The sequence below is a fragment of the Streptomyces sp. DG1A-41 genome (assembly GCF_037055355.1).
Taxonomy (GTDB): Bacteria; Actinomycetota; Actinomycetes; order Streptomycetales; family Streptomycetaceae; genus Streptomyces.
On the sequence record NZ_CP146350.1, the window covers coordinates 5,545,751 to 5,557,691 of the forward strand.

The 11,941-nt window shown below is 66.8% G+C and carries 7 protein-coding genes and 2 pseudogenes; 6 read left to right on the plus strand and 3 right to left on the minus strand.

The window, feature by feature from the left end:
* Positions 1–4: 4 nt before the first annotated feature.
* The 6 genes and pseudogenes from V8690_RS26030 to tuf all read left to right on the plus strand — a co-directional run bounded on the left by V8690_RS26030 (position 5) and on the right by tuf (position 9,260).
* Positions 5–3,904 (plus strand): DNA-directed RNA polymerase subunit beta', encoded by a 3,900-nt coding sequence (locus V8690_RS26030; RefSeq protein WP_338782529.1) that lies wholly within the window; start codon positions 5–7, stop codon positions 3,902–3,904.
* Between the two features lie 191 nt (positions 3,905–4,095).
* Positions 4,096–4,559 (plus strand): annotated as a pseudogene (locus V8690_RS26035) (DUF1707 and DUF4190 domain-containing protein).
* A gap of 339 nt (positions 4,560–4,898) precedes the next feature.
* Entirely contained in the window at positions 4,899–5,270 is a 372-nt protein-coding gene (rpsL, locus tag V8690_RS26040; protein WP_003948652.1) for a 30S ribosomal protein S12, read from the plus strand.
* Positions 5,271–5,272: 2 nt separating this feature from the next.
* Positions 5,273–5,743, plus strand: coding sequence for a 30S ribosomal protein S7 (rpsG, locus tag V8690_RS26045; RefSeq protein WP_003998848.1), 471 nt, complete (start codon positions 5,273–5,275; stop codon positions 5,741–5,743).
* A 39-nt stretch (positions 5,744–5,782) separates the two neighbouring features.
* Entirely contained in the window at positions 5,783–7,909 is a 2,127-nt protein-coding gene (gene fusA / locus V8690_RS26050) for an elongation factor G (protein ID WP_338782530.1), read from the plus strand.
* A 157-nt stretch (positions 7,910–8,066) separates the two neighbouring features.
* Positions 8,067–9,260 carry an elongation factor Tu gene (tuf, locus tag V8690_RS26055; protein ID WP_020274921.1) on the plus strand — a complete coding sequence of 398 codons (1,194 nt, stop codon included), beginning with the start codon at positions 8,067–8,069 and terminating at the stop codon, positions 9,258–9,260.
* Positions 9,261–9,382: 122 nt separating this feature from the next.
* On the opposite strand, the gene nshR is transcribed toward tuf, so the two are convergent.
* The 3 genes and pseudogenes from nshR to V8690_RS26070 all read right to left on the minus strand — a co-directional run bounded on the left by nshR (position 9,383) and on the right by V8690_RS26070 (position 11,806).
* Positions 9,383–10,198 (minus strand): NshR/TsnR family 23S rRNA methyltransferase, encoded by an 816-nt coding sequence (nshR, locus tag V8690_RS26060; protein WP_338782531.1) that lies wholly within the window; start codon positions 10,196–10,198, stop codon positions 9,383–9,385.
* 76 nt (positions 10,199–10,274) lie between these two features.
* Complete coding sequence (locus V8690_RS26065; RefSeq protein WP_338782532.1) at positions 10,275–11,135, minus strand: helix-turn-helix domain-containing protein; 861 nt, start codon at positions 11,133–11,135, stop codon at positions 10,275–10,277.
* 261 nt (positions 11,136–11,396) lie between these two features.
* Positions 11,397–11,806, minus strand: a pseudogene (locus V8690_RS26070) (ATP-binding protein).
* Between the last annotated feature and the right edge of the window lie 135 nt (positions 11,807–11,941).

Consider the following 11,941-nt stretch of genomic DNA (forward strand, 5'->3'; position numbering starts at 1 on the left):
CATAGTGCTCGACGTCAACTTCTTCGACGAGCTCCGGATCGGTCTGGCTACCGCTGACGACATCCGTCAGTGGAGCCACGGCGAGGTCAAGAAGCCCGAGACCATCAACTACCGCACGCTCAAGCCCGAAAAGGACGGACTCTTCTGCGAGAAGATCTTCGGTCCGACCCGGGACTGGGAGTGCTATTGCGGCAAGTACAAGCGCGTCCGCTTCAAGGGCATCATCTGCGAGCGCTGTGGCGTCGAGGTCACGCGCGCCAAGGTGCGCCGTGAGCGGATGGGCCACATCGAGCTCGCCGCGCCCGTCACGCACATCTGGTACTTCAAGGGCGTCCCGTCGCGGCTGGGTTACCTGCTCGACCTCGCCCCGAAGGACCTGGAGAAGGTCATCTACTTCGCGGCGTACATGATCACGTACGTCGACGAGGAGCGCCGTACGCGCGACCTGCCCTCGCTGGAGGCCCACGTCTCCGTCGAGCGCCAGCAGATCGAGCAGCGCCGCGACGCCGACCTGGAGGCCCGCGCCAAGAAGCTCGAGACCGACCTGGCCGAGCTGGAGGCCGAGGGCGCCAAGGCCGACGTGCGCCGCAAGGTGCGCGAGGGTGCCGAGCGCGAGATGAAGCAGCTGCGCGACCGTGCGCAGCGCGAGATCGACCGGCTCGACGAGGTGTGGAACCGCTTCAAGAACCTCAAGGTCCAGGACCTGGAGGGCGACGAGCTGCTCTACCGCGAGCTGCGTGACCGCTTCGGCACGTACTTCGACGGCTCGATGGGGGCCGCGGCGCTCCAGAAGCGCCTGGAGTCCTTCGACCTCGACGAGGAGGCCGAGAGGCTCCGCGAGATCATCCGGACCGGCAAGGGCCAGAAGAAGACCCGTGCGCTCAAGCGTCTGAAGGTCGTCTCCGCGTTCCTCCAGACCAGCAACAGCCCCAAGGGCATGGTGCTGGACTGCGTCCCGGTCATCCCGCCGGACCTGCGTCCGATGGTGCAGCTGGACGGTGGCCGCTTCGCGACCTCCGACCTGAACGACCTGTACCGCCGTGTGATCAACCGGAACAACCGACTGAAGCGGCTTCTCGACCTCGGTGCGCCCGAGATCATCGTGAACAACGAGAAGCGCATGCTCCAGGAGGCCGTCGACGCGCTGTTCGACAACGGCCGCCGCGGTCGCCCGGTCACCGGTCCCGGTAACCGCCCGCTGAAGTCCCTCAGCGACATGCTGAAGGGTAAGCAGGGTCGCTTCCGTCAGAACCTGCTCGGCAAGCGTGTGGACTACTCCGCGCGTTCCGTGATCGTCGTCGGTCCGCAGCTGAAGCTGCACCAGTGCGGTCTGCCGAAGGCGATGGCGCTGGAGCTCTTCAAGCCGTTCGTGATGAAGCGCCTGGTCGACCTGAACCACGCGCAGAACATCAAGAGCGCCAAGCGCATGGTCGAGCGCGGCCGCACGGTCGTGTACGACGTGCTGGAAGAGGTCATCGCGGAGCACCCGGTTCTGCTGAACCGTGCGCCCACGCTGCACCGCCTCGGCATCCAGGCCTTCGAGCCGCAGCTGGTCGAGGGCAAGGCCATCCAGATCCACCCGCTCGTCTGCACCGCGTTCAACGCGGACTTCGACGGTGACCAGATGGCCGTGCACCTGCCGCTGTCCGCGGAGGCGCAGGCCGAGGCCCGCATCCTGATGCTGTCCTCGAACAACATCCTCAAGCCCGCCGACGGCCGTCCGGTGACGATGCCGACCCAGGACATGGTCCTCGGTCTGTTCTTCCTCACCACCGACGGCGAGATGCGCGAGCTCAAGGGCGAGGGCCGTTCCTTCGCCTCGGTCGCCGAGGCGATCATGGCCTTCGACGCGGGCGAGCTGTCGCTCCAGTCGAGGATCGACGTCCGCTTCCCGGTCGGCACCATCCCGCCGCGTGGCTGGACCCCGCCGGCGCGTGAGGAGGGCGAGCCCGAGTGGCAGCAGGGTGACAGCTTCCGGCTGAACACCACGCTGGGCCGCGCGCTCTTCAACGAGCTGCTGCCCGAGGACTACCCGTTCGTCGACTACGAGGTCGGCAAGAAGCAGCTCTCCGAGATCGTCAACGACCTCGCCGAGCGCTACCCGAAGGTCATCGTGGCGGCGACGCTCGACAACCTGAAGGCGGCCGGCTTCTTCTGGGCGACCCGTTCCGGCGTCACCGTGGCCATCTCCGACGTCGTCGTTCCCGAGGCGAAGAAGGAGATCGTCAAGGGCTACGAGGCGCAGGACGAGAAGGTCCAGAAGCAGTACGAGCGCGGTCTGATCACCAAGGACGAGCGCACGCAGGAGCTCATCGCGATCTGGACCAAGGCGACCAACGAGGTCGCCGAGGCGATGAACGACAACTTCCCGAAGACCAACCCGATCTTCATGATGGTGAACTCGGGTGCACGAGGCAACATGATGCAGATGCGTCAGATCGCCGGTATGCGTGGTCTGGTGTCGAACGCGAAGAACGAGACGATCCCGCGTCCGATCAAGGCGTCCTTCCGTGAGGGCCTGTCCGTGCTGGAGTACTTCATCTCCACGCACGGTGCCCGTAAGGGTCTGGCGGACACCGCTCTGCGTACCGCCGACTCGGGTTACCTCACCCGTCGTCTGGTCGACGTCTCCCAGGACGTCATCATTCGCGAGGAGGACTGCGGCACCGAGCGCGGTCTGCGTCTGAAGATCGCGAGCCGGAACGCCGAGGGCACGCTGCTCAAGGCGGAGGACGTCGAGACGTCCGTGTACGCGCGCTGCCTCGCCGAGGACATCGTGGTCGACGGCAAGGTGCTGGCCCCGGCCGGTACCGACCTCGGTGACGTGCTCATCGACGAGCTGGTCCGCCACGGCGTCGAGGAGGTCAAGACCCGCTCGGTCCTGACCTGCGAGTCCGCCGTCGGCACCTGCGCGATGTGCTACGGCCGTTCGCTGGCCACCGGCAAGCTGGTCGACATCGGTGAGGCGGTCGGCATCATCGCCGCCCAGTCCATCGGTGAGCCCGGTACCCAGCTGACGATGCGTACCTTCCACACCGGTGGTGTGGCCGGTGACGACATCACCCAGGGTCTGCCGCGTGTCGTCGAGCTCTTCGAGGCCCGTACCCCGAAGGGTGTCGCCCCGATCTCCGAGGCCTCCGGCCGCGTCCGGATCGAGGAGACCGAGAAGACCAAGAAGATCGTCATCACGCCGGACGACGGCAGCGACGAGACGGCGTACCCGATCTCGAAGCGCGCCCGGCTCCTGGTCAGCGAGGGCGAGCACGTCGAGGTGGGCCAGAAGCTCACCGTGGGTGCCACCAACCCGCACGACGTGCTGCGCATCCTGGGCCAGCGTGCCGTCCAGGTCCACCTGGTCGGCGAGGTCCAGAAGGTCTACAACTCGCAGGGTGTGTCGATCCACGACAAGCACATCGAGATCATCATCCGGCAGATGCTGCGCCGCGTGACGATCATCGAGTCCGGCGACGCCGAGCTGCTGCCCGGCGAGCTGGTCGAGCGCTCGAAGTTCGAGACCGAGAACCGTCGTGTGGTCCAGGAGGGCGGTCACCCGGCCTCCGGTCGTCCGCAGCTGATGGGCATCACCAAGGCCTCGCTGGCGACGGAATCCTGGCTGTCGGCCGCCTCCTTCCAGGAGACGACCCGAGTCCTGACGGACGCGGCGATCAACGCCAAGTCCGACAGCCTCATCGGCCTCAAGGAGAACGTCATCATCGGTAAGCTCATCCCGGCCGGTACGGGCCTGTCCCGCTACCGCAACATCCGGGTCGAGCCGACCGAGGAGGCCAAGGCCGCGATGTACTCGGCCGTCGGCTACGACGACATCGACTACTCGCCGTTCGGCACGGGCTCCGGCCAGGCCGTGCCGCTGGAGGACTACGACTACGGTCCGTACAACCAGTAAGCGAGTCGCTTGAGCCGGAGGGCGGTCACCTTGGGGTGGCCGCCCTTCGGCGTGTCCGTGGGGACGAACCGGTGCCAGGAGGGCCGTCAGGGCGCATCATGGAGGGACTCCGGCGTACCGGGGAGGTGCCGTACGTGTCGCAGCCGCCCTACCCGTCCTGGCAGCCCTGGCAGGGCCCCAGTGCCCCGTCGATGCTCGCCTCGCATGCCGATCGGGAGCGGGCCGTGGATGTGCTCAGAGCCGGGTACGGCGAGGGGCGGATGGAGCGCGACGAGTTCGAGCAGCGGGTGGCGCGGGCGTACGCGGCGCGGACCGTGGGGGAGCTGGCGCTGCTCGTCGCCGATCTGCCTCAGGGGCCGCTGGCGCAGCCGCCCGGGGTCATGCCCGTGCCGCGGACGTTTCTGCCCGCGCCCCGGCCGCGGACGAACGGGAAGGCGGTGGCGGCCGGCGTGTGCGGTCTGCTGTGTGTGCCGACCATGGGGCTGACCGGGATTCCGGCCGTGGTGCTGGGGCATGTGGCGCGGGCCGAGATCCGCAGCCGGGGGAACTGGGGGACGGGCTCGCGCTGACCGGTCTCGTGCTCGGGTGGTTGTCCACGGCCGGCTGGGCACTCGTCCTGGTGTTGCTGACGGTGGTGTCCATCGCGGCCGAGTGAATCCCGGGCAGCAAGAAACATGAGCAAATCGGACAGGCTGTCATCGAATTGAAGATCGAGAACGGCCGGGGGGCTTGACATGTCCCGCATGGCGATGCGGGCGGCACCCATTTGTTTTGACCGCAGCGAATGCGGTAGGTACGCTCAGACCTTGTGCCTGGGGTGTGCCCTGGCTCGCGTGCGTGCCATGAACCGCACGTCGAGCCGTAACCGGCCACCGTAATCTGCGCTTAATTCTGCCTGGCGGCGGGAGTCCGCGTGATTCGACACACCCGACCGCGTGGGTCGGCGACGTTCCAGGTTAGCTTCACCTATCGGCACACAGAAACCGGAGAAGTAGTGCCTACGATCCAGCAGCTGGTCCGCAAGGGCCGGCAGGACAAGGTCGAGAAGAACAAGACGCCCGCACTCGAGGGTTCCCCTCAGCGTCGTGGCGTCTGCACGCGTGTGTTCACGACCACCCCGAAGAAGCCGAACTCGGCCCTGCGTAAGGTCGCGCGTGTGCGTCTGACCAGCGGGATCGAGGTCACCGCTTACATTCCGGGTGAGGGACACAACCTGCAGGAGCACTCCATCGTGCTCGTGCGCGGCGGCCGTGTGAAGGACCTGCCGGGTGTTCGCTACAAGATCATCCGCGGCTCGCTCGACACTCAGGGTGTCAAGAACCGCAAGCAGGCTCGCAGCCGTTACGGCGCCAAGAAGGAGAAGTAAGAATGCCTCGTAAGGGCCCCGCCCCGAAGCGCCCGGTCATCATCGACCCGGTCTACGGTTCTCCTCTGGTGACCTCCCTGATCAACAAGGTGCTGCTGAACGGCAAGCGCTCCACCGCCGAGCGCATCGTCTACGGCGCCATGGAGGGCCTGCGCGAGAAGACCGGCAACGACCCGGTCATCACGCTGAAGCGCGCTCTCGAGAACATCAAGCCGACCCTCGAGGTCAAGTCCCGCCGTGTCGGTGGTGCCACCTACCAGGTCCCGGTCGAGGTCAAGCCCGGCCGTGCCAACACCCTGGCGCTGCGCTGGCTCGTCGGTTACTCCCGCGCCCGTCGCGAGAAGACCATGACCGAGCGTCTGCTCAACGAGCTCCTCGACGCCAGCAACGGCCTGGGTGCCGCTGTGAAGAAGCGCGAGGACACGCACAAGATGGCCGAGTCCAACAAGGCCTTCGCGCACTACCGCTGGTAGTCGCAGACCCCATCGAGACCGAGAGAAGACTGAAGCCTTATGGCTACCACTTCGCTTGACCTGGCCAGGGTCCGCAACATCGGGATCATGGCCCACATCGACGCGGGCAAGACGACCACCACCGAGCGGATCCTGTTCTACACCGGCGTTTCGTACAAGATCGGTGAGGTCCACGACGGCGCTGCCACCATGGACTGGATGGAGCAGGAGCAGGAGCGTGGCATCACGATCACCTCTGCTGCCACTACCTGCCACTGGCCGCTGGAAGACGTCGACCACACCATCAACATCATCGACACGCCGGGCCACGTCGACTTCACCGTCGAGGTGGAGCGTTCGCTGCGCGTGCTCGACGGTGCCGTGACGGTGTTCGACGGCGTCGCCGGCGTTGAGCCCCAGTCCGAGACGGTGTGGCGTCAGGCGGACCGCTACGGCGTTCCGCGTATCTGCTTCGTCAACAAGCTCGACCGCACCGGCGCCGAGTTCCACCGCTGCGTCGACATGATCTCCGACCGCCTGGGCGCGCAGCCGCTGGTCATGCAGCTGCCGATCGGTGCCGAGGCGGACTTCAAGGGCGTCATCGACCTCGTGACGATGAAGGCCCTGGTCTGGTCGGCCGAGGCGACCAAGGGTGAGATGTACGACACCGTCGACATCCCTGACACCCACATCGAAGCTGCCGAGGAGTACCGCGGCAAGCTGCTCGAGGGCGTCGCCGAGAACGACGAAGAGCTGATGGAGCTGTACCTGGAGGGCACCGAGCCCACCGTGGAGCAGCTCTACGCCGCGATCCGTCGCATCACCATCGCGTCCGGCAAGGGTGGCGGCACCACCGTCACGCCCGTGTTCTGTGGCACCGCGTTCAAGAACAAGGGCGTTCAGCCCCTGCTCGACGCGGTCGTGCGCTACCTGCCCTCCCCGCTCGACGTCGAGGCCATCGAGGGCCACGACGTCAAGGACCCGGAGCAGGTCATCGCGCGCAAGCCGTCGGACGAGGAGCCCCTCGCCGCGCTCGCGTTCAAGATCATGAGCGACCCGCACCTCGGCAAGCTCACCTTCGTCCGGGTCTACTCGGGCCGCCTGCACTCCGGCACCCAGGTGCTGAACTCGGTGAAGGGCAAGAAGGAGCGCATCGGCAAGATCTACCGCATGCACGCCAACAAGCGTGAGGAGATCGAGTCGGTGGGCGCCGGCGACATCGTCGCCGTCATGGGCCTGAAGCAGACCACCACCGGTGAGACGCTGTCCGACGACAAGAGCCCGGTCATCCTGGAGTCCATGGACTTCCCGGCGCCGGTCATCCAGGTCGCCATCGAGCCCAAGTCGAAGGGCGACCAGGAGAAGCTCGGCGTCGCGATCCAGCGCCTGGCCGAGGAGGACCCGTCCTTCCAGGTCCACTCGGACGAGGAGACCGGCCAGACCATCATCGGCGGCATGGGCGAGCTGCACCTCGAGGTGCTGGTCGACCGTATGCGCCGTGAGTTCAAGGTCGAGGCCAACGTCGGCAAGCCGCAGGTCGCGTACCGCGAGACCATCCGCAAGGCCGTCGAGAAGGTCGAGTTCACCCACAAGAAGCAGACGGGTGGTACCGGCCAGTTCGCCCGCGTCATCATCGCGGTCGAGCCGATCGAGGGCGGCGACGCCTCGTACGAGTTCATCAACAAGGTGACCGGTGGCCGTGTGCCGAAGGAGTACATTCCTTCGGTGGACGCCGGTGCGCAGGAGGCCATGCAGTTCGGCATCCTCGCCGGTTACGAGATGACCGGTGTCCGCGTGACGCTGCTCGACGGTGCCTACCACGAGGTCGACTCCTCCGAGCTCGCGTTCAAGATCGCCGGTTCGCAGGCCTTCAAGGAGGCCGCGCGCAAGGCCAGCCCCGTGCTGCTCGAGCCGATGATGGCCGTCGAGGTCACCACGCCCGAGGACTACATGGGTGAGGTCGTCGGTGACATCAACTCCCGCCGTGGTCAGATCCAGGCCATGGAGGAGCGGGCCGGTGCCCGCGTCGTGAAGGGCCTCGTGCCCCTTTCGGAGATGTTCGGATACGTCGGCGACCTGCGCAGCAAGACGTCCGGCCGTGCGAGCTACTCCATGCAGTTCGACTCCTACGCCGAGGTTCCGCGGAACGTCGCCGAGGAGATCATCGCGAAGGCCAAGGGCGAGTAACGCACAGCGTCTACACGCCGTAGGCTTGACTCCGGAGCCTTGACGGGCATTCCGCCGCAAATCGTGGCGGAAATGCCCCGGGGCCCGGGCTTTCCAGCAAAGATCACCTGGCGCCGATGAGTAAGGCGTACCAGAACCACTCCACAGGAGGACCCCAGTGGCGAAGGCGAAGTTCGAGCGGACTAAGCCGCACGTCAACATCGGCACCATCGGTCACATCGACCACGGTAAGACGACCCTCACGGCCGCCATTACCAAGGTGCTGCACGACGCGTACCCGGACCTGAACGAGGCCTCGGCCTTCGACCAGATCGACAAGGCTCCTGAGGAGCGCCAGCGCGGTATCACCATCTCCATCGCGCACGTCGAGTACCAGACCGAGACGCGTCACTACGCCCACGTCGACTGCCCCGGTCACGCGGACTACATCAAGAACATGATCACGGGTGCGGCGCAGATGGACGGCGCCATCCTCGTGGTCGCCGCCACCGACGGCCCGATGCCGCAGACCAAGGAGCACGTGCTCCTGGCCCGCCAGGTCGGCGTTCCGTACATCGTCGTCGCCCTGAACAAGGCCGACATGGTGGACGACGAGGAGATCCTGGAGCTCGTCGAGCTCGAGGTCCGTGAGCTCCTCACCGAGTACGAGTTCCCGGGCGACGACGTTCCCGTCGTCAAGGTCTCCGCTCTGAAGGCCCTCGAGGGCGACAAGGAGTGGGGCAACTCCGTCCTCGAGCTCATGAACGCCGTCGACACCGCCATTCCGGAGCCGGAGCGCGACGTCGACAAGCCGTTCCTGATGCCGATCGAGGACGTCTTCACGATCACCGGTCGCGGTACGGTCGTCACCGGCCGTATCGAGCGTGGTGTCCTGAAGGTCAACGAGACCGTGGACATCATCGGCATCAAGCAGGAGAAGACCACCACCACGGTCACCGGCATCGAGATGTTCCGCAAGCTGCTCGACGAGGGCCAGGCCGGTGAGAACGTCGGTCTGCTCCTCCGTGGCATCAAGCGCGAGGACGTCGAGCGCGGCCAGGTCATCATCAAGCCGGGCTCGGTCACCCCGCACACCGAGTTCGAGGCGCAGGCCTACATCCTGTCCAAGGACGAGGGTGGCCGCCACACGCCGTTCTTCAACAACTACCGCCCGCAGTTCTACTTCCGTACGACGGACGTGACCGGCGTGGTGACCCTCCCCGAGGGCACCGAGATGGTCATGCCGGGTGACAACACCGAGATGAAGGTGGAGCTCATCCAGCCCGTCGCCATGGAGGAGGGCCTGAAGTTCGCCATCCGTGAGGGTGGCCGGACCGTGGGCGCCGGCCAGGTCACCAAGATCAACAAGTGAGTCTTCGGACTGGCTTGAGGGTCGACTGACCTGAGTGGCTCGGAGGGGCCCGTACGACTTCGGTCGTGCGGGCCCCTTTGCCGTCGTACCGCCGAAGAGGGCGGGTCATCCGGGATGAGCGGTCATCCGGGATGAGCCGCCGCGAAATTCTGCTGGGCCCTCTCGTGCAGCGCGATCCCGACCGAGACCGAGACGTTGAGGGACTCGGTGGAGTTGATCATCGGGATCGATACCGTGGACGAGGCCACTTCCTTGAAGGAGTCCGAGGGCCCGCCCTTTTCACTGCCGAACAGCATGGCGATCCGCTCCTTGTCGTCGGCGAGGTCCTTCACGGAGAGATCGCCGTCGGCCTCCATCGCGAGCAGCCGCAGACCGCTGTTCCGGATGAAGTCGATGGCGTCCTCCCGGCTGGAAAGGACAATGGGGAGCGAGAACACGTAGCCTCGGCTGGCCCTCAGCAGACGCCGGTCGGCGATGCTGGTGAGATCACTGTCGACAAGGATGATCCCCGACGCTCCGAGCGCCAGGGAGGTGCGCACGATCGCTCCGATGTTCCCGACGATCTTCACCCCGTCGAGGATGATGACATCCCCGTTCCGGCTCGCGATGTCGCTGAACCTGGCCGGGCGGGGGACACGTGCGACGCCGAACGTCCTGGCTTTCCTCTCCCCTTTGAACAGCTGGTTCACGATCGATGAGTCGACGAGTCGGACCGGTACGTTGTGCCGCTCGCACAGCGCGAGCAACTCGGGGGACACGGGGCTGGTGTCGCTGCTGTAGACCTCGATCAACTCCACCCCTGCGGAAATGCACTGCGCAAGCGGTTCGGTGTCCTCGATCAACGTGGTCTTGATGCTGGACCGCGAGTGCTTGGTGATATCGATGATTCGCTGCATCGCAGGGTCGGAGATATGCGTGATGGTTTCCAACTCGGTCATGGGCTGATCCTAGGTCCCTGATCTCTTGTGCCATGCGTTCCCGTTGGCGATCACGCGAGCTGTGTGCCGCAATACCTCAGGCCGGTGGTCGACCGGTCGCTTCGCAGTCGTGGCAGCGGCCGGGGGCCGGTGCGCGGAAGGCACGGTCGCAGCCGTCGCAGGTCTGGAAGGGGTGACGGACGGCCGGCGGTGGTGAGGGCGCCCGGAACGGGGGCGGTGGCGGAAGTCGGTCTGCGAGGCGGTGGGCCAGGAGGGCGGCCGGGCGGCGCAGTTGCTGGGGCGGGAGGTCGGTGGTCAGGGCGTGGCGTGCGGCGGTCGGAGTGAGGTCGCGTTCGAGCCAGGCGGCGACGCCGGGGGCCAGGTGGGCGGTGTCGTGGGCGGAGAGGAACAGGCGGGGGTCGTGGCGGCGGAGGTCCGCTAGGAGGTCCGTGGCCTGTTGGAGGAGAGTGGGGGAGGGGCAGGCGGGGGCCGGGACGGTGGGGAGAGGTTTTGCGGGGGTCCGCTTCCTCGGGGCGTGCGCTCGCCGTACCGGGGCGTGGGTGTCCTCCGCACGGCGGCCGGGCTGGTTGCAGGAGATCGTGCGGGTGACGATCCGGCCGCCGGGGACGCGTTCGCGCTCGCGCCGCAGGTAGCCGTGGGCCACCAGCTCGCGCAGAGCTGCGGCGATACGGGTCGTGCCCTCCGGGAAACGGGCGGCGAGGGACTTGATGTCGACTCGGGCGCCCGCGGGGAGCGACTGGATGTGCACGCCCAGCCCGATCGCGAGCAGCGACAGCTCCTGATGCTGGGCGAGGTGGTTGCCGATCACCGTGAAGCGGGTGGTGTGGCGGGTGTGATCGTGAGCCAGGCCGGTGTGGGGGTGCCGCCGGTTCGGGTGCTTCTTCCCGGTTACGGGGGTGTGGGCGTGCGAGGGCACGTTAGGGTTCTGCGTATCCATCAGGAAGTTGGAGCCTTCCTCGGTGGTCAGGCCCTCGCACTGGGATTGCCGTCCCGGCGAGGGCCGTCGCATGTCTGCGGTGTGTTGCCCTGAGCGTGGGGCAGGCAATGGCTCCCGAATCCAGCTGAGTTGGTGATGTTCACTCGCGTGGGTGAGGCGGCGGCCTGGGCGGGAGGGGTGGGGCTTGGCGGGGTTCCTTCATCCTGGTGGTCCTTGAGGGAGACCGCCCGCGGCACCGGGGCGCGAGGTGTCGGGCTCCGGTCAGAGGGCGAGTTCTGCCCAGACGGTCTTGCGCGGCGGCGGGCCGGGGTGACGCCCCAGCGGTCGGCGAGGGCGTCGACGAGGAGAAGGCCACGGCCGGACTCGGACTCCGGGGCGGGGAGCCAGGGTGTCGGCAGCCGGTCGTCGCGGGTGTCCGTGACCTCGATGCGGAGGGTGTCGGCTACGACGTAGAGGAGCAGGCGGAAGTCGCGGCCGGGGATGCGGCCGTGTTGCGCCGCGTTGGCCGACAGCTCTGCGACGACCTGCCTCGCAGGATCCAACGGCAGTTCCCAGGAGCGCAGTTGTTCGGTGGCCAGGAGACGGGCCAGGCGGGCGCCGCGTGGGGTGGAGGACAGCTGGATGCTGAAGTTGCGGATGGGGGTCGCGAGTTCGGGGGATCTCTGCGTCACGTCACTCAGCGTGGCGGTCCGCGCTTACCGTGAACAGTGACTCAGCGGGTGCGTACGGTAACTGTCCGGAGCTTGTCCGGTGGTGTCCGGGCTGTCGGGTCCGGTCGTACGGGTAGGGCGCTGGCACGGTCGTAC